A 19,663-nucleotide genomic window follows, 5' to 3' on the forward strand; every position below is an offset into this window, starting at 1 on the left:
GCAGAAAATTCTTTTTCAACAAATTATTAAGTAACACGACATGGAAAAAAGTGCATTGCAAATTGCAAGAGCGGCTTATCAGCCCAAGTTACCCAAAGGATTGCAGGGTAACGTATCTGTAAAGGAAGGCGCACCCACGCAGTCTGTGGCCGACCAAGAGGAAATCAAGAAATTATTCCCGAACACTTATGGAATGCCTCTCATTGAGTTCGTTCCGGGCGAGGCTCAATCTTACGCCCCGTTCAACGTCGGTGTAATTCTTTCCGGTGGCCAAGCTCCCGGCGGGCATAATGTCATTTGCGGCTTGTTCGACGGTATTAAAAGACTGAACCCAGAAAGCAAGTTGTATGGCTTTATTTTGGGACCTGGCGGATTGGTGGATCACAAATACATGGAGTTGACGGCTGACATCATAGACCAATATCGTAATACAGGCGGTTTTGACATGATCGGTTCCGGACGTACCAAACTTGAAAAAGAGGAACAGTTCGAAAAGGGGCTTGAAATCATCAAGGAATTGGGTATTAAAGCCATTGTCATCATTGGTGGTGACGACTCCAATACGAACGCCTGTGTCTTGGCTGAATATTATGCTGCGAAAAAATGCGGTGTGCAGGTTATCGGTTGTCCGAAGACCATCGACGGTGATTTGAAGAACGACCAGATTGAAACTTCTTTCGGTTTCGATACGGCTTGTAAAACGTATGCAGAGGTTATTGGCAACATTCAACGCGATGCGAACTCCGCTCGTAAATATTGGCATTTCATCAAGTTGATGGGACGTTCGGCTTCGCACATCGCTTTGGAATGCGCTTTACAGTGCCAACCCAACATTTGTATCGTATCGGAAGAAGTGGAAGCCAAAAACCAGACTTTGGATGATATCGTTACTTATATTGCTCAGGTTGTAGCCGACCGTGCAGCCGATGGAAACAATTTTGGTACGGTATTGATTCCGGAAGGCTTGATTGAGTTCATCCCGGCGATGAAGGCTTTGATTGCAGAATTGAACGACTTGTTGGCAACTCCGGAAGGTGCTGCATTGGCTAAGGACCAACAACGCGAATGGATTTTGAATAAACTTTCTGCAGCAAACAAGGCTGTATATGAATCTCTTCCCTTGGGAGTAGCTGCCCAGTTGACTATGGAGCGTGATCCGCATGGAAACGTGCAGGTTTCATTGATTGAAACGGAAAAACTGTTGTCTGAAATGGTTGCCAACAAGTTGGCTGCATGGAAGAAAGAAGGTAAGTTCAACGGTAAGTTCTCGGCGTTGCACCATTTCTTCGGCTATGAAGGACGTTGTGCTGCTCCTTCCAACTACGATGCTGATTATTGTTATGCTTTGGGTACAAGTGCCGCCATGTTGATGGCTAACGGCAAGACCGGTTATATGGCTATTGTGAAGAACACGACGGCACCGGCTGCTGAATGGATTGCCGGTGGTGTGCCCATCACCATGATGATGAATATGGAGAAGCGTAATGGCGAAATGAAACCGGTAATTAAAAAGGCATTGGTTCGTTTGGACGGTGCCCCGTTCAAGGAATTTGCATCGAGACGCAACCAATGGGCTCGTGAAACTTGTTTCGTATATCCTGGTCCGATACAGTATTTCGGTCCGACCGAAGTTTGTGACCAAGCAACCAAGACTTTACAATTGGAACAAGCTAAGTAATTCATTTATAGACATGCAAGTCCCTTTGTCCATTGATAAAGGGACTTGCTATTTTTCTGAATAAAGGGGAAAAGAGAGACCGTTTCTATCATGTGTGCACAAATGCCGCAAACTGTAAAAAACAGAAAAACGACTGTTCAGAGGGGAAACCGTAAGAAAGTGGATAACATTCCCACGTCACGTAGTCCTAAGAGGAAAACTGCCTTATGCAAGAAGCAAAAGAAGAAAGGGGGAAGCAAATGGTTGTTTTTCAAACGTTGGCCGTCGTGGGCGATATGGGTCGGGGCCTTGTCTTTGGGAGTAGCTTATATACTTTTCTTTTATTATTTCTTTGTCGGGCCTTATTCATTCCGTTGGAAGGCCATTTACGGAGATCCCGTATATCCTGAAGGTTTTGATGTACATGGCATTGATGTTTCTCATTATCAGGAAAACATAGACTGGGAGCGTTTGCGCAACGCCAGTTTGAATTCATCTCCCGTCAGTTTTGTTTTCATCAAGGCAACCGAAGGCACGACGCTATTGGATGAAAATTTCAACCTAAACTTTTATGAAGCAAAGCAAAATGACTTTATAAGAGGAGCTTATCATTTCTTTTTGCCGGATGTGGATGCCCAAAAGCAAGCCCGGTTTTTCTTAAAGCAAGTGCATTTGGAACCTGGTGACCTCCCTCCTGTTTTAGATGTGGAAAAGGCCGGAAAGCTGACGGAAACACAGCTCCAAAAAGCTGTAAAGACTTGGTTGGATATTGTAGAAAAAGAATATGGTGTGAAACCCATTATTTATACAGGATACAAATTCAAATTGCATTATCTGAATACTCCTGCATTCAATGAATATCCTTATTGGATAGCGCATTATTATGTGGAGAAGTTAGAATATAAAGGAAAATGGAATTTCTGGCAACATACGGACTGTGGGAAAGTTACCGGAATCAAAGGTAATGTAGACTGTAATATCTTCAATGGGTCGTTTGAAGATTTGATGAACCTGACCATACCGGAACAGGAAGACGATTATACCTATCCTGAAGATTCATTATAGACAGGAATAAAGCCGCCGGAAGTCCTACAGGCATTACCGGCAGCTCTGGATTCATGTCGCTTATTATAAACGTTCGAATAAAAGCGTAGCCCAGTTCTCCTTTTCCGTATGGTTGAGATAGCTCAGTCCCAAGCTTTCCGCTTTTTGCACAAGCAAGGGTATATCCTCTACATAAAAACCGCTGAGAATCATTTGGCTTCCTGCATGCATAACCGATACGAACGATGGCAAGTCGGCTAAAAGAATGTTCCGGTTGATATTGGCTAAAATCAAGTCGAAAGCGTCTTTTCCTTGTAATATGGAGGCATTCCCTTCAACCACTTCCATGTTTTTCACACCATTCAGTTGCATGTTCTCTTTCGTATTGTCTACACTCCAACGATCTATATCGTAGGCCCACACCGATTTCGCCCCTTTCAACGTACAGAATATACCTAACACGCCAGTACCGCACCCGGCATCCAATACGGTTTTATGTCCGAGGTTCATCCCGAGCAAACGTTCCAATATCATGCCTGTAGTGTGATGCGTACCGGTACCGAAAGCCTGATGGGGATTTATCACGATATCATATTCGGCAGGAGACAGATTATGATGCTCCGGACTATGAATCAGAATACGGTCGGCGATTCGGACTGGTTCAAAGCCGTTACGTTCCCATTCCTCGTTCCAATTCTTATCTTCCGCTTCCGCCAACCGGTAGGTTACTTTCACATCCTCTATGGGAAAGAAATCTAGCAGGTTATCCAATACGGATTGCTCGAAAAGTCCGGTTTGCACATATCCTTTCACCCCCTGCGGAGTATCTACAAAACTTTCCAAACCGGCATCGGCCACCAAGGCTATCAGGATGTCGGCTGCATCCCTACTATAAGGGGATATAATGAAATCCAATTCCAAATATTTCATACTGTTTATTTTGTGTCGAGAATCTATTGGTTCTGCAAAAATAGCAAAAAAAGAGTTATATACTAAACTTTATTCGCGTTTCCGTATTGCCCGTCAACCGAGAAAAAGTTATATTTGCATATAATATAGGTAAAGGAGAAAAGACAATGAAAAACAGAATATTATTTTCACTCATCGTTGCAGTGATTCCGTTTTTTGGCTTTGCACAAATAGATGATATGTATTTCGTCCCTCAAAAAGAGACGAAAGTGAATGAGGATAAGCATCCCCAACCGCAACCTTCGGTACGTACGATTTCAGAAAATACGGCAGTGGACACCCGCTCAGGATATGCTCAGGGAAGCATCAGGGATGTAGATGAATATAACCGACGATATCGTTGGGATAATGATAGTATATCTGCCGCTGAAGAGGAAGTGGCAGGTCAAGATAGTGCTTCAACCGATAACAACCGGGAAGAAGGGGGAGACTATCAATATACGAAACGAATTCTTCGTTTCAACACCCCGACCATCGGCGTTGCGGTCAGCAGTCCTTTATACTGGGACTTACGTTATGGTCCCAATTCCATATATTGGGATGTATATGATGATGGATTTTACGCATACGCTTATCCTAGCAGTTGGTATTGGGGACCTACCTTCTCCTACTCGTGGGGATGGGGATTATACAATCCTTATTGGGCGTGGGGAGGTCCTTGGTATGCCGGATGGTATGATCCTTGGTATTGGGGACCGCACTGGCATCATCCGCATTGGGGACATCCCGGTCATGGATGGTATCCATCAAGACCGGTTACTCGTCCCAGTGTAAGATATCGGGAGAATAGTTCCCTGGCAAGAGGAACATCCCGCACTAATGTAAGAAACAGTTCTTCTGCCAGAAGAACCATACGAAACACAGGTAACACCAACCGGCAAACCATTTCGGAGAATTCTGCACGATTTACTCCAAATCGTTCTTCAACAACTACCAGGCAGTCTCCTCGCACACGTACGACTTCAACTCTTCAACGTAACACTCAACCGTCGAGAAGTTCTAATTTCACGCCATCGACTACAAGAAGCACTTTCCGTCCGTCGGTAAGTTCCCCCAGCCGTTCCGGAGGTGGTTTCTCCCCATCCAGGAGCGGAGGAGCACGAGGCGGTCGACGTTAACAAACAAAGATAAACCATAAAAGGAAGAAATAATGAAAAGAAAAAACCTCATATTTGTAAGCGCATTGCTAGCAAGCCAGTCTATGATGGCACAGACACCATATATGAACGAGAATTATATGCCGACCGATTTAATCGGAAGTGCGCGCTATGTAGGTATGGGCGGTGCATTAGGGGCATTGGGTGCTGATTTGTCTACCGCTTCTTCCAATCCGGCAGCATTAGGGCTTTACCGCAGAAGCGATGCAGCTTTATCATTCAGCGTGTTGACCCAACAGGAAAAACCGGATTTAAATGCAGACATGACTCATTTGTCTTTTGACCAGATGGGATTCGTGGTAAGTATCCCGGTTATGGCCAAAAGCGTAAGGTATGTTAATTTTGGAGTCAATTATCAGAAAAGAGCCAACTTCAACCAGTCATTTATCGCAGACAACGGAGCCTTGAACGGTTTGTCTCAGACGCAACAAATGGCAGACATTCTGAACCATACCCAGTATTCCACTCCTTTGGCAGACCTGATGTATAATTCCTGCCTTGTGAATCCGGAATACATACGGGATAACCAAGGTAATGTGCAGGTAGACCAAGAGGGGAATCCCTTATACGATTCTTATAATGCTTTAGAGTCAGATCGGAATAATTACGACCGTACGACGGAAGGCGGTATCGTAGGATATGATTTCAACCTGTCGATGAACATCAAAGATCGAGTGTATTTAGGTTTCACTTTAGGCGTGAACGACGTGGACTATTACAGTTACAGCACTTATCGGGAGTTCGGCACGATTTCGGACGGCCAAGGTAACTCTTACAGCGATTTCGAGAATTATTCCTTATATAATACCCAACATGTAAGTGGATATGGAATCAATGTGAAGTTGGGTGGTATATTCCGTCCCATCGGAAATTCCCCCTTCCGCATAGGTCTGGCCGTAGAAACGCCGACCTTCTATCATTTGGAATCTTATTCTTCATATAGCATAGACTCTCCCATGATGGAGGATGAGAACTATGACATCTACATCAATCAAGACAGAAACGGTAATTTTATATATACCAATTATCTTCCGGAGGTGGATTTGGCTAACTTGCACATGAAAATTACCACACCGTGGAAATTTCGGGTTTCGTTAGGACATACGATTGGAACTTATCTGGCTATAGGAGCTGAATATGAATACGCTGATTACTCTAAAACGAAACAGGGGTATGAAGACTGGGACTACGACTATTGGGGCTATGGTTATTCCAGAGGAACGACACACGACCGCGATATGGACGCGTTGCACAAGTCTACGCTACGCGGAAGCCATTCTTTCAAGTTCGGTATGGAATTGAATCTGACGGATAATGTCGCATTTCGTGCGGGGTATAATTATTATTCCCGCATGTTCAAGGAAGAAGCGACTTTAGATCAAACGGGGCCTTCTCCGGCTTTCGGTTATCAAACGACAACAGATTATATGAATAAAGACGACGTGAATATATTCACAGCCGGTTTAGGTTACCACGGAAAGCATTTTTATGCCGATATGGCTTATAAGTGCCGCGTACAGTCGGGAGATTTCTATGCATTCGACGATACTTATATCACACAAACCGGTACTCGTCTTACTCCAGTGGATGTAAACCTAAATACTCATCAGGTGTTTTTTACATTAGGATATAAATTCTGATTATAAAGGAGCAAAGTCAGAAGAAAAAACAGCAAAAAAGTTTTGCGTTTCAAAAAATATATCTAACTTTGCATCGTCAAAAAGGTTGGGGTATTAGCTCATCTGGCTAGAGCGTTTGACTGGCAGTCAAAAGGTGGCAGGTTCGAGTCCTGTATACTCCACTTTACATAAAAGCGAAAAAACTTGCAGTCGCTAAAACCAATATTTTTATTGGTGAATTTTATTATTCTATTTGGGTTATCCAACTTTATTACATTTTTTTCTTTCTCTATTTTTCTTCCCTTAAAAAAGAGTTTATTTAAAAGAAATTCTGTATATTTGCCCATGTAATATTCAAACTATACCAACATTTACTCTTAAATCTCTTTGCTTATGAAAAAAGGGACATTTTTATGGTTGGGGCGAATGGGATTACCCCTTTCTTTGGCGTTATGCCATATATATCCTCTTGCAGCACAGAACAAAGTGATTCTGCCGGACTCCATTCCTTGGATGTTATCGGATTCATTAATGAAAGGGGATGTGCTGCAAATCGGTTATGCCACAGGAGACCGGAGAACCGTAGCAGGTTCTGTAGATCAGGTTTCTGAAAATAGAATGAACAAAGGCATGATTTCCAATCCTTTAAACTCTATTAACGGGCAAGTGGCCGGTGTCAGTATGTTACCGGGAAGGGAGGCCATGCTCAACTCCGTACGTGTCCGGGGTACAACCTCCCTGACGGGGGGGAATGATCCTTTGGTAATCATTGATGGCGTATTTGCTGATTTGAGCACGCTAAGTATGATTTTTCCTGCGGACATCGAAAGCTTCACTATTCTCAAGGATGCTTCAGAAACGGCTCAATATGGCGCACGAGGTGCTTCGGGTGTCATAAAAGTAAGTACCAAACAAGGACACAGCGGAAGTTTCAGTTTGAGTTATGACGGTAATTTTAGTGTCGAGTCTATTTATAAAAACATAAAAATGCTTTCTGGAGAGGCTTTCAGGAACGTGGCACACGAACGAGGCATATCAATTCTGGATTTGGGATATGACACGGATTTTCCAGAGGAAATCACGCGCATGGGATGGGTGCAAAATCATCATGTAGCTTTTGGAGGTGGTACGGAATCCTCTTATTACCGTGCTTCTCTGGCGCTTTTGGATCGAAAAGACGTGGTGAAAAGTTCAGACTACCGGAATTACATGGCCAAAATAGATATTACGCAACGGGCGTTCAACGATCGCCTGCGTTTCGATCTGGGGGTAATGGGGGCGGTACGTAAGAGCAACAATTTGGTAGATATACAAAAGACATTTTATTCAGCAGCAGCTTTCAATCCCACTTTTCCGGCCCACAAGAATGCGACGGGCGGTTGGGATCAAGTGACAACTGCCAGTTGGATTACCAACCCTTTGGCCTGGATGGAAGTAAGCGACGAAGAATCGAATGCGCATTTTAATGCCCATTTGAAAATGGAGTTGGTTTTAACCCCACATTTGGTACTTTCCGCCTTTGGTTCTTACCTGTACAATGTCATAGATAACGGACAATATCTTCCTACTACCGTATGGGCACATGGACAAGCTTATCGAGGCGAACAGAAGGTGGAAGATGTGTTGGGAAATATGATGTTGAACTTCAATCGAGCTTTTGGAAAACATAAACTGGACGCTCTCCTATTGGGAGAAGCGCAACAACGTATCATGTCCGGCTTCCACACAACTGTTACGAATTTCACAACCGACAAGTTCGGTTTTCACAACCTGCAGGCCGGAGCCGTAAGACTATGGGAGGGGACAGGCTCTTATTATGAGAATCCTCGTCTGGCATCTTTTTTAGGACGTGTCAATTATGTATACGACGATCGTTATGTGGCTACCGTAAACATGCGTACCGATGCTTCATCCAAGGTGGGACGTAACCATCGTTGGGGCTTTTTCCCATCGCTTTCCGCAGCCTGGATTCTGAGCGAGGAAGATTTCATGAAATCTCTCTATTGGCTGAACAACCTCAAATTCAGAGTCGGTTACGGGTACTCTGGTAATCAGGATGCCATTGATTCTTACAATTCCCTCCAGTTGGTGAAACCTAATGGAGTAGTATCTTCTGCTGGTGACCCAACGGTGACAATGGGTTTGATACGCAATGCCAATCCTGACTTGCGTTGGGAGGTAAAACGTACGATGAACGTTGGACTGGATGCTGCTTTTTGGGACGGACGGGCTATTTTCACATTTGATTATTACCATTCCGTCACGGATGACATGCTGTACCAATACGATGTAAGCGTACCGCCATTTGCCTATAATAAATTGTTGGCCAATTTAGGTTCCATGCGTAACAGCGGAGTGGAATTGGGATTCGGCTTCACTCCTTTGCGTAAAAAAGACATGGAACTGAACGTCAACGTCAACGTCACGTTCCAACGCAATAAGTTACTTTCTCTAAGTGGAATGTATAATGGAGAATATATGTCGGCTCCACAATATACGCCGATTGCCGACTTAACCGGTGCGGGCTTTCATGGCGGATATAATCATATTGTATACCAGATTGTAGGGCAGCCTTTGGGTGTCTTTTATTTACCCCATTGTACAGGACTCATCCAACGCGAAGACGGAACATACGCATACGAAATAGCCGACCTTGACGGAGGAGGCGTGGACCTGGAAGACGGGGGGGACCGTTACGTGGCAGGACAGGCCACTCCCAAAACTCTATTGGGTTCTAACGTCAGCTTCCGTTATAAGAATGTGGACGTATCGTTACAAATCAATGGTGCTTTCGGACATAAAATTTATAATGGTACGGCCTTGGCTTATATGAATATGGGAAGTTTTCCCGATTACAACGTACTGGCAGCCGCCCCTCAACGTAATATTTACGACCAGACTGCTACAGATTACTGGCTTGAAAACGGAAACTACGTGAATTTTGATTATTTGACTATCGGTTGGAATATTCCGTTGAAGAAATGGGGCAAATACGTGCAGCATCTGCGTTTATCGGCGTCGGTGAACAATCTGGCTACCATTACGGCCTATTCCGGACTGACCCCAATGATTAACAGTTACATCGTAGATGCCACACTCGGAGTGGACGACAAACGGAACTATCCGGTATATCGTTCTTATACCTTGGGATTAACTATTCAATTTTAAAGCATGACAACATGAAAAAGTGGATTTTATGGGCGGGATACACCCTTGTTTGCTGTTATGGTTGTGCAGGATTCTTAGATGAAGCTCCACGAGACCAATTACCCGAAGAGGACGCTTATGACACGCCTGCCAATATATACCTGAACACGGTGGCTACCCTCTATAACTATGTGGGTGGATACGAAGACAGTCAAGGGCTACAGGGTACTTGCCGAGGTGTATATGACTTGAACACACTGACCACTGATGAAGCTTTGTTGCCAACTCGCGGAGGAGACTGGTACGATGGCGGACTCTGGCAAGGATTGTTCTTGCACGATTGGGGAGTCAATAATGACGTGATAGCAGCTTCGTGGGAGTATCTATACAAAGTGATTGTGCTTAGTAACAAGTCGATAGAACGTCTGACGGAATTGCAGAACCGCAAGGATGCTCCTGCAGAATTGAAAAATTATGTGGCGGAAGTCAGAGCCTTTCGGGCGATGTACTACTATTATTTGCTAGATATGTTCGGGCGTGTGCCTTTGGTGTTATCTTCGTCCACCCCCATGAAGGACGTCAACCAAAGCGAACGTGAGGAAGTATTCAAATTTTCTGTAAACGAATTGCAGGCGGCATTGCCTTATCTGAATGAAGCGCACAGCAACCAAAAAGGAGAATATTATGGCCGGATGACCCGTCCGGTAGCTTGTTTTTTGTTGGCCAAACTATTCCTGAATATAGAGATTTATACGGACAACGATTGGACGGACGAAAACCATCCTGACGGAAAAGCATATCAAGTGAATATAGGATCTCAAACACTGAACGCATGGCAGGCCGTACAAGCGTATTGCGACTCGATACGTGTTATGGGATACAAATTATCTTCGCGCATGGTAGATAATTTCGTTGTGTACAACGAACCGTCGGAAGAAAATATTTTCACGATACCGATGGATAAACATGCATTGCAAAACCAAATGCAATATCTATTCCGTTCCCGTCATTACAACCATGGGAAAGCTTACGGGCTGAGTGGAGAAAATGGAACCAGTGCCACGATTGAAACCCTACGCACATTTGGCTACGATACCGATTCGGTAGACCATCGCTTCGAAGACAGCTTCTTTGCCGGAACGGTCTTGGATCCCAATGGCAATCCAGTGAAACTGGACGACGGAAGCACGTTGGAGTATTCGCCGTGGAGCATACGTTTGGACGTATCGGCACAACCTTACGAAAAATCTGCCGGCGCACGAATGAAGAAATATGAAGTAGACCTGAAAAGCACAAAAGACGGTAAATTGTCGGACAACGATATTGTATTGTTTCGTTATGCCGACGTATTATTAATGAAAAGCGAGGCTAAAATAAGAAACGGGGAAGACGGAACAGCTGAACTGAACGAAGTGCGGCGACGTTCCGGCATGTATCCTCGTCCAGCCACCCTTCACAATATCCTGGAGGAACGCAAACTGGAACTCGTATGGGAAGGATGGAGAAGACAGGACATGATTCGTTTCGGTACCTATACGCAAGCTTACACAGACCGTCCGCAACAGGAGGATGAAGCATCAGGCTACACTACGGTGTTTCCCATCCCTGCCAAGGTGTTGTCTTTGAATCCGCGATTATCCCAAAATCCCGGATATGAGACGAGGTGAATGACTCGAAAAAAACGATAGGTTAAAAAAAACAAATACAGAGAATTTTCTATTCGAATACCTACTATTAGTTACCAAATTAATGCTACATTTGCGGCAATTTGCAATATCGAGTTTACAAAATGGCCCAAATAATCATACATCGAGGTACCGTGAAAAGCGTGAGAGGAAAACACGTTAGTGTGCAAATAATCCAGGCTTCCGCATGTTCATCCTGTGTGGCTAAAAAAATGTGCAATTCGTCGGAAAGCAAAGAGAAGTTGGTCGATATCGTCAGCCCCGAAGCATTTTCTTACCAGGTAGGAGAGGAAGTTCTCCTGACCGGAAGTGTGGAGATGGGACTGAAAGCCGTGTTTTGGGCATACGGTGCGCCGTTGTTGCTATTGATGGCTGTTTTGCTAGCCACCTTGCAAGTTACGGCCGATGAACCTTTGGCAGCTCTGGTAGCATTAGCCAGCCTGGTTGTCTATTATGTTGTGCTCTACCTCAATAAAAACAGGTTGACAAGAAAATTTTCATTTACCATTAAACACATAAAATAAATATTGTTATGAACGTGATTTTGATTGCAGTAATTATTTTGGGAGTCGTGGGGTTGGTGGCATCCATCATGCTCTATGCGGCATCCAAGAAGTTTGCTGTCGTAGAGGATGAACGCATTGGCCAAGTGGCCGAAGTCTTGCCGCAAGCCAATTGTGGCGGATGCGGTTATCCGGGATGTGCCGGTTTTGCCGCTGCTTGCGTGAAAGCGGCAGACGGTGGTTCGCTCGAAGGCAAGTTATGTCCCGTAGGCGGACAACCGGTTATGGAAAAAGTAGCCGGAATTTTGGGGCTTGCAGCTGCGGCCAGCACCCCGAAAGTGGCTGTTGTGCGTTGTAACGGGACTTGTGCCAATCGACCACGTGTGGTGGATTACGACGGGGTGCGCAGTTGCCGTGTGCAGCTGTTGGCGGGCACAGGAGAGACGGCATGCGCATTCGGTTGCTTGGGAGGTGGTGATTGTGTGGCGGCGTGCCAGTTTGGTGCATTGTCCATCAATCCGGAAACAGGATTGCCCGAGGTAGACGAAGAACGCTGTACGGCTTGTGGTGCCTGCGTCAAGACCTGTCCGCGAAGAGTCATCGAGCTCCGGCCGAAAGGACCGAAAAACCGCCGAATGGTCGTGATGTGCGTAAACCGCGACAAGGGTGCTGTGGCGAACAAGGTTTGCAAGGCTTCCTGTATCGGTTGCGGCAAGTGCGTGAAGGTTTGTCCGTTCGAGGCCATCACTCTCAACAACAATTTGGCCTATATCGACCCGGAAAAGTGCAAGTTGTGCCGAAAGTGTGAGGAAGCTTGCCCGAAAGGATCCATCCATGCCATTCACTTCCCACCGCGTAAGCCGAAAGTGGAGAAACCGGCCGCAACAGCAGCCCCGAAACTAGCCGAGCCGACGGCACAACCGGTATCCGCTCCCGCAGCACAACCTGTAACCACCGTTACACCGGAAGAAAAGAAAGAAGCATAATTCATAAGATTGTCAAATTAAAAAAGAATATCGTGAAAACGTTTAAGATAGGTGGAGTTCATCCATCTGAAAACAAACTTTCCGCCGCTTCTCCCATCCGCCTGGCCGGATTGCCCAAACAAGCTGTCTTTTCACTTTATCAGCATATCGGCGCACCGGCCAAACCGGTTGTAGCCAAAGGAGATGAAGTGAAAGTAGGCATGATGTTGGCCGAGGCAGACGGCTTCGTATCCGTTCCCGTCCACTCCTCCGTGTCCGGAAAAGTGAGCAAGATAGATGCGATTGTGGATGCCAGCGGTTACCGCCGACCGGCTATCTTTGTAGACGTGGAGGGAGATGAATGGGTCGAGACAATCGACCGTACCCCCGATTTGGTGACATTGGCTCAAAAGCCGGAGTTGACAGCCGAAGACATCGTGAACACGGTGAAAGCGGCCGGCATTGTCGGTATGGGCGGTGCCACGTTTCCTTGTCATGTGAAACTGACTCCTCCCAAGGGGACAAAAGCCGAATGCGTCATCATCAACGCTGTGGAGTGCGAACCGTACCTGACAGCCGACCATCGGTTGCTGTTGGAAAAACCGGACGAAATCCTGGTAGGAGTGGATTTAATCATGAAGGCAGTGGGTGTGGACAAGGGTTATATCGGCATCGAGAACAACAAACCGGATGCCATCGCCCTCTTGACGGAGAAAGCGAAAGCTTATCCGCATATTGAGGTCGTGCCATTGCAAGTGAAATACCCCCAGGGAGGAGAGAAGCAGTTGATTGCCGCTGTTACCGGACGTGAAGTCCCGGCTCCTCCGGCATTGCCCATTAACGTAGGAGCAGTGGTACAAAATGTAGGTACGGTTTTTGCCATCTATGAAGCGGTAATGAAAAACAAACCCCTGTTTGAACGTGTCATCACCGTGACGGGTAAGGAAGTGCAAAACCCTTCTAACCTGTTGGCCCGTATCGGCACGCCGATGAACCAACTCATCGAGGAATGCGGCGGCTTGCCAGAAAACACAGGAAAAGTAATTGGCGGAGGCCCGATGATGGGAAAGGCGCTGATGAACCTCGACGTGCCGGTATGCAAAGGTTCTTCCGGCCTCCTGCTCATGAGTGAACGGGAATCTCGTCGCGCGGAACCGCAGCCCTGCATCCGTTGCGCCAAATGTGTCAGTGCCTGCCCGATGGGGCTCGAGCCCTATTTGTTGGCCACGGCTTCCGCGTTGCGCAACTGGGAGTTGGCGGAAGATAACGACATCACGTCATGCATCGAATGCGGTTCGTGCCAGTTTACCTGTCCTTCCACACGCCCGATGTTAGATAATATCCGTATGGGCAAGACTACTGTAATGGCCCTCATCCGGGCTCGTAATACAAAATAAAAGAGAAAGATTATGGCAAAGAAATTAATTGTATCGCTGTCGCCCCATGTGCATGGACGGGATAGTGTACAAAGAAATATGTATGGAGTGTGCATCGCACTCATACCGGCCCTGTTAACCTCGTTGTATTTCTTTGGGTTGGGAGCCGCTATCGTATTGGCTACGTCCGTGGCTGCCTGTGTGTTCTTCGAGTGGGCTATAACGAAATATGTATTGAAACGCGATCGAGTAACGATAACAGACGGTTCGGCCATCCTGACCGGACTGCTGTTGGGGTTCAATCTGCCTTCCAATCTGCCGATATGGATTATCCTCATAGGAGCATTGGTAGCCATCGGTATCGGTAAGATGACTTTCGGCGGATTAGGGTGTAATCCCTTCAACCCGGCATTGGTGGGGCGCGTGTTCCTTCTGGTTTCATACCCGGTGCAGATGACCACATGGCCTGTGCCCGGACAAATGGTAGCTTATCTCGATGCCGAAACAGGTGCCACTCCGTTGGCTGTCATGAAGGAAGCAATCAAGAGCGGAGACGCTTCCGTACTTCAAAGATTGCCAGACGCTATTGACATGCTCGTAGGTCAGACCGGAGGATGCTTGGGCGAAGTGAGCGCTTTGGCCTTATTGATAGGTCTGGCCTATATGTTGGCCCGGCGTATCGTGACATGGCACATTCCAGTTTCCATTTTGGCTACCGTTTTTGTGTTGGCCGGACTGCTCCATCTGTCTAATCCCGTTTATGCGTCTCCCGTGTCCGTATTGCTCACGGGTGGTATGATGTTAGGGGCCTGCTTTATGGCTACGGATTATGTGACCTCGCCCATGACGGCAAAGGGACAGATTATTTATGGAGTGGCCATAGGTATGCTCACCGTAGTCATTCGTACTTTCGGCGCATATCCTGAAGGTATGTCGTTCGCAATCTTAATCATGAACGCCTTTACACCGTTGATTAACACCTATTGTAAACCTAAAAGATTCGGGGAGGTCGTAAAAAAATGAAAAAGTTAGAGTCTTCATTACTCAATATGGTCCTGGTGCTGACCGCCATTTCCCTCATAGCCGGGGGGACTTTGGCTTATATTAATAAGGTGACACAAGGCCCCATTGCCGAAATCAACGCAAAGAATTTGCAGGATGGCATCAAAAAAGTGATTTTGGGAGGTCAACCCGGTGATTTAAAAGTTGAAGAACCGGTAGAATCAAACGGTTATACTCTCTATAAAACCGACAAGGGAACGGCCGTGAAGGCTGTAACCAATGGGTTCGGCGGACCGCTTGAAGTCCTGGTTGGTTTTAATGAGGTTGGTGACATTCTGGGCTATACGATTCTGGCTACGGTAGAAACTCCCGGACTGGGTGTGAAAGCCGACACGTGGTTCCAGAAAGGCGGTAAGGGCGACATTATCGGGCGGAATCCGGGAGAGAAGGAACTGGCCGTATCCAAAGACGGCGGAGACATCGACGCCATCACGGCGTCTACCATTACTAGCCGGGCTTTCCTGAATGCCGTGAATGCTGCTTATCAGGCGTTGAAAGGAAATACCAGCGATGCAGCGAGCGGAGCTAGCGTACAGGCCGGACGGGTGGAAAGCGCAACCGGAACCGGAAGTGATTCTATTCATTAAAGAAAGGAGGGACGTAATATGAATAATTTTAAAGTGTTGATGAACGGTATCATCAAAGAAAACCCGACGTTTGTACTTCTTTTGGGTATGTGTCCCACTTTGGGTACGACTTCTTCGGCATTGAACGGTATGTCCATGGGATTGGCCACGACTTTCGTGCTCGTATGTTCCAATGTGGTTATTTCCATGATTAAGAATTTGATTCCCGACATGGTGCGTATTCCGGCATTCATTGTCGTCATCGCGTCTTTCGTAACCGCCTTGCAAATGTGCATGCAGGCATTCGTTCCTGACATCTATGCCACATTGGGCTTGTTCATTCCCTTGATTGTAGTGAACTGTATCATTTTGGGACGTGCCGAAGCATTTGCCAGTAAAAACGGAGTGATACCTTCGTTTTTCGATGGAGTAGGAATGGGGTTAGGTTTCACAATCGCCTTGACTGTTCTCGGAGCTGTACGAGAGATTTTGGGAACGGGTAAAATCTTCGGTCTGGAGGTTTGGCCGGAAGATTACGGCATGCTGATGTTCGTGTTGGCTCCCGGGGCTTTCATCGTATTGGGGTACTTGATTGCCATTGTGAACAAACTGAAAAAAGCGTAAATTTGTAAACTTAGAACAATATGGAAGCAATATATCAGTATTTAATCGTTTTCATCACCGCCATATTTGTCAACAACGTCGTGTTGTCGCAAATTCTTGGTATTTGTCCGTTTCTCGGCGTATCCAAGAAAATCAATACGGCTTTAGGCATGTCAGGTGCTGTGGCGTTCGTTTTGGTGCTCGCCACATTGGTGACTTACCTGTTGCAGTATTATGTTTTGAACCCGCTCGAACTCGGCTATTTGCAGACCATAGCTTTTATCTTGGTTATTGCTGCATTGGTGCAGTTGGTGGAAATCATCCTGAAAAAAGTATCCCCGGCACTTTATCAGGCATTGGGAGTATTCCTTCCTCTGATAACCACTAACTGTGCTGTGCTTGGTGTGGCCATCCTGGTTATACAAAAGGAATTCAACCTGATGATGGGGGTATGGTATGCCTTGAGCACTGCGTTGGGCTTCGGACTGGCATTGGTTATATTTGCCGGCATACGCGAGCAACTCAACCTTGTGTCCGTACCTAAAGGGATGCAGGGCATGAGTATCGCGTTGGTCACCGCTGGTTTATTGGCCATGGCATTCATGGGATTCAGCGGAGTAGATAACGGATTGAAGGCATTTCTTAGCCTCTAATCCGCCACGTTTTTTCAAAACTGATACGACCTGCAAAGAAAATGCGGGTCGTATCGTTTTTTTATGGTCAAAAATCATACAGCATATAATTAAATTTAGTACATTTGCTATTGTTACAAAAACAAAAAATCGAAGCTTACTAATATGAAAGAGACAATTTTAGTGACAGGCGGTACCGGATTCATCGGTTCACACACGACGGTGGAACTCCAGCAGGCTGGTTATGACGTAGTCATCGTGGACAACCTCTCGAATTCACGTGAAGATGTATTGGATGGTATCGAAAAGATTACCGGCATTCGTCCGGCTTTTGAGAAAGTAGACTTGCGCGATTTCGACGCCACCGAGTCGGTATTCAAAAAATATCCGAAAATTAGCGGTATCATTCATTTTGCAGCGAGCAAGGCTGTAGGTGAAAGCGTACAGAAACCGTTGCTGTATTATCATAACAATATCGTTTCCCTGATTAATCTGTTGCAGTTGATGCCGAAGTATGATGTGAAGGGTATCATCTTCTCTTCGTCATGTACCGTATACGGCCAACCGGATGTGCTACCTGCCACAGAGGAGACCCCCATCAAAAAGGCGGAAAGCCCATACGGCAATACCAAACAGATTAACGAGGAAATCATAGCGGACACCATCAAGAGTGGCTCTCCGATAAAAGCCATCTTGTTGCGTTATTTTAACCCGATTGGTGCGCACCCCACAGCGTTTATCGGAGAAATGCCGAACGGCGTGCCTCAGAACCTGATTCCCTACCTGACACAAACGGCCATGGGTATCCGTAAGGAATTAAGTGTGTTCGGAGACGATTATGACACGCCGGACGGCTCTTGCATCCGTGATTATATTTATGTAGTGGATTTGGCTAAGGCACATGTTTGCGCCATGACGCGCATCATGGAAGACCAGACTACCGAACCGGTGGAGGTTTACAACATCGGTACGGGTACGGGTACTTCCGTGCTTGAATTGATTAATGCTTTTGAGAAAGCTACCGGTGTGAAATTGAATTATAAGATCGTAGGACGCCGTGCCGGTGACATCGAAAAGGTGTGGGGCAATGTGGACAAAGCCAATAAAGTGTTGGGTTGGAAAGCCGAAACTCCATTGGAGGACGTGTTGGCCTCCGCTTGGAAATGGCAATGCGTATTGCGCGAAAAAGGAATAATGTAAATAAAATAAAGGACACAGAAGACGCTTTATGCGTAATTGCGCATTAATCCAGTTGGTATTTCCAATATGTGAATAGTCGGGAATATCACGCTTTGAATAATTTAAGACAGGTTAGTGTGCACAATAGTTTTGTCGTGTTTTATTTTGTGTTTGTGTTGTTACTCTCTTCCGACGTGAGTCGGAAGAGAGTTTTTCGTTTATACATATGGATTGTGAGTCTTCTCGAATCTGATTTCAGTGTGTGGCCCGTGCCCGGGATAGACACGGGTATCTTCCGGCAGAGTAAACAGCTTGTTCCTGATGCTCTCGCACAAGACTTCACTGTCCCCGCCGGGGAAATCCGTTCGTCCAACGCTGCAATAGAACAAAGTGTCGCCGACAAATACGGCTTTTTCTGCAGCGCAGTAAAAACAAATGCCCCCGGGGGTATGTCCGGGAGTATTCAGGACGGTTAACGTGTGATGTCCGAACGAGATGTCATCTCCCTCCGTCAGGTAACGCGCTGCCGCAGGAGTAAGCCCTTCGTTCATCACCTGTGCCAACGGTCCGAATATCTCCGCTCCCATACCTTTATATATAGGTTCGTCTGCCCGGTTGAACTCCGGACCGACATGAAAGGTCTCCCAAATGAATGCGGCCCCGAAACAGTGGTCGTAGTGCATGTGGGTGCAAAGGTGATGCCTGACCTGTAAACGACGGTTTTCAATATAATCCATAATCTGCCTGCGGTCATCGTCGGTAAGGGCACCGCAATCTATGACTACGGCTTCACGGGTGTCGTCGCTCACGACGTAGCAGTTCTCTTCCAACATGTTTACCGGAATTTTTTTTATGTCTAGCATCTTTCCTATCCTTTAAAGTGAAACGTACACCACTTTCTTGGTGGCAAAATATTCTTCCGTAAAGAACTCTTTCAACGGGGTAACCATTGTGCGGTTCTTCAACGGGTTCGTCTCTTTCTCCAATTCGCCCCCCTTCAGGCAGATAAGGCCGTTGGGGATGGCGTTGTGCTGCACGGGAGAAATATTCTTGCGTATAATTTTGACCAAATCTGCCAACGGCATGACGGCACGGCTTACCACAAAATCGAATTTGGCCTTCTCTTCCTCTGCCCGGCAATGGCGGAAAGTCACATTCTCCAACCCGAGCTCCCTAGCCACTTCCATGCAAACCTTGATTTTCTTACCGATGCTGTCCACCAGATGGAAATGGCAGTCGGGGAACATGATGGCGAGGGGTATCCCCGGAAATCCGCCTCCCGTCCCCAAATCCATAATCTCAGTGCCGGATTTGAAACGGGTGAATTCGGCAATTCCCAAGGAATGCAATACATGATGTTCATACAGATTGTCGATGTCTTTCCTAGAAATGACATTGATTTTAGCATTCCAGTCATGATAGAGCGCGTCCAACTGATGGAATTGTTCTGTCTGTTTTTCCGAAAGTTTCGGAAAGTATTTTAAAATCAGCTCCATATA

17 protein-coding genes and 1 tRNA gene are annotated in these 19,663 nt (G+C 46.3%); 15 read left to right on the forward strand and 3 right to left on the reverse strand.

The genetic code is table 11. The annotated features are described in order from the left end of the window. Positions 1-40 precede the first annotated feature (40 nt). A complete protein-coding gene (locus AC5RDV_RS08800) occupies positions 41-1,678 on the forward strand; it encodes a diphosphate--fructose-6-phosphate 1-phosphotransferase (protein WP_008627564.1) in 1,638 nt (545 codons plus the stop codon). A gap of 90 nt (positions 1,679-1,768) precedes the next feature. Further along, positions 1,769-2,722, forward strand: a complete 954-nt coding sequence (locus AC5RDV_RS08805; RefSeq protein WP_008627566.1) for a glycoside hydrolase family 25 protein — start codon at positions 1,769-1,771, stop codon at positions 2,720-2,722. 63 nt (positions 2,723-2,785) lie between these two features. Here the strand turns inward: AC5RDV_RS08805 and prmA are convergent, their stop codons facing one another. Continuing rightward, the gene (prmA, locus tag AC5RDV_RS08810; RefSeq protein ID WP_008627568.1) at positions 2,786-3,631 is read right to left on the reverse strand and encodes a 50S ribosomal protein L11 methyltransferase; all 846 of its coding nucleotides are present in this window, start codon (positions 3,629-3,631) and stop codon (positions 2,786-2,788) included. 146 nt (positions 3,632-3,777) lie between these two features. On the opposite strand from prmA, the gene AC5RDV_RS08815 reads away from it, so the two are divergent. The 13 genes from AC5RDV_RS08815 (at position 3,778) to galE (ending at position 18,185) form a co-directional block, all read left to right on the forward strand. Beyond that, positions 3,778-4,788: a hypothetical protein gene (locus AC5RDV_RS08815; RefSeq protein ID WP_282748257.1), complete on the forward strand. Its 1,011-nt coding sequence runs from the start codon at positions 3,778-3,780 to the stop codon at positions 4,786-4,788. 32 nt (positions 4,789-4,820) lie between these two features. Beyond that, positions 4,821-6,467: a hypothetical protein gene (locus tag AC5RDV_RS08820; protein ID WP_276786517.1), complete on the forward strand. Its 1,647-nt coding sequence runs from the start codon at positions 4,821-4,823 to the stop codon at positions 6,465-6,467. 87 nt (positions 6,468-6,554) lie between these two features. Further along, positions 6,555-6,628, forward strand: a tRNA-Ala gene (locus tag AC5RDV_RS08825). Between the two features lie 244 nt (positions 6,629-6,872). Beyond that, positions 6,873-9,614 (forward strand): SusC/RagA family TonB-linked outer membrane protein, encoded by a 2,742-nt coding sequence (locus AC5RDV_RS08830; RefSeq protein ID WP_418810957.1) that lies wholly within the window; start codon positions 6,873-6,875, stop codon positions 9,612-9,614. 11 nt (positions 9,615-9,625) lie between these two features. After that, a complete protein-coding gene (locus AC5RDV_RS08835) occupies positions 9,626-11,260 on the forward strand; it encodes a RagB/SusD family nutrient uptake outer membrane protein (RefSeq protein ID WP_130892862.1) in 1,635 nt (544 codons plus the stop codon). 122 nt (positions 11,261-11,382) lie between these two features. After that, the gene (locus AC5RDV_RS08840; protein ID WP_130892863.1) at positions 11,383-11,802 is read left to right on the forward strand and encodes a SoxR reducing system RseC family protein; all 420 of its coding nucleotides are present in this window, start codon (positions 11,383-11,385) and stop codon (positions 11,800-11,802) included. Positions 11,803-11,810: 8 nt separating this feature from the next. Then, the gene (locus AC5RDV_RS08845; RefSeq protein WP_282748256.1) at positions 11,811-12,767 is read left to right on the forward strand and encodes a Fe-S cluster domain-containing protein; all 957 of its coding nucleotides are present in this window, start codon (positions 11,811-11,813) and stop codon (positions 12,765-12,767) included. 29 nt (positions 12,768-12,796) lie between these two features. Continuing rightward, positions 12,797-14,143, forward strand: coding sequence for an electron transport complex subunit RsxC (gene rsxC / locus AC5RDV_RS08850; RefSeq protein WP_282748275.1), 1,347 nt, complete (start codon positions 12,797-12,799; stop codon positions 14,141-14,143). A gap of 12 nt (positions 14,144-14,155) precedes the next feature. Beyond that, a complete protein-coding gene (locus tag AC5RDV_RS08855) occupies positions 14,156-15,145 on the forward strand; it encodes an RnfABCDGE type electron transport complex subunit D (protein ID WP_130892866.1) in 990 nt (329 codons plus the stop codon). Continuing rightward, complete coding sequence (locus tag AC5RDV_RS08860) at positions 15,142-15,771, forward strand: RnfABCDGE type electron transport complex subunit G (protein ID WP_008627583.1); 630 nt, start codon at positions 15,142-15,144, stop codon at positions 15,769-15,771. The genes AC5RDV_RS08855 and AC5RDV_RS08860 overlap by 4 nt, the downstream gene beginning before the upstream one ends. A gap of 18 nt (positions 15,772-15,789) precedes the next feature. Further along, positions 15,790-16,374: an RnfABCDGE type electron transport complex subunit E gene (locus tag AC5RDV_RS08865; protein ID WP_008627584.1), complete on the forward strand. Its 585-nt coding sequence runs from the start codon at positions 15,790-15,792 to the stop codon at positions 16,372-16,374. Positions 16,375-16,394: 20 nt separating this feature from the next. Continuing rightward, positions 16,395-17,006, forward strand: a complete 612-nt coding sequence (rsxA, locus tag AC5RDV_RS08870; protein ID WP_008627585.1) for an electron transport complex subunit RsxA — start codon at positions 16,395-16,397, stop codon at positions 17,004-17,006. A gap of 144 nt (positions 17,007-17,150) precedes the next feature. Beyond that, positions 17,151-18,185: a UDP-glucose 4-epimerase GalE gene (gene galE / locus AC5RDV_RS08875; RefSeq protein ID WP_008622763.1), complete on the forward strand. Its 1,035-nt coding sequence runs from the start codon at positions 17,151-17,153 to the stop codon at positions 18,183-18,185. Positions 18,186-18,382: 197 nt separating this feature from the next. On the opposite strand, the gene AC5RDV_RS08880 is transcribed toward galE, so the two are convergent. After that, complete coding sequence (locus AC5RDV_RS08880) at positions 18,383-19,027, reverse strand: MBL fold metallo-hydrolase (RefSeq protein WP_282748255.1); 645 nt, start codon at positions 19,025-19,027, stop codon at positions 18,383-18,385. A 12-nt stretch (positions 19,028-19,039) separates the two neighbouring features. After that, positions 19,040-19,660 carry a 16S rRNA (guanine(527)-N(7))-methyltransferase RsmG gene (gene rsmG / locus AC5RDV_RS08885; RefSeq protein ID WP_276786525.1) on the reverse strand — a complete coding sequence of 207 codons (621 nt, stop codon included), beginning with the start codon at positions 19,658-19,660 and terminating at the stop codon, positions 19,040-19,042. Between the last annotated feature and the right edge of the window lie 3 nt (positions 19,661-19,663).

This window comes from Paraprevotella sp. (genome assembly GCF_986071375.1).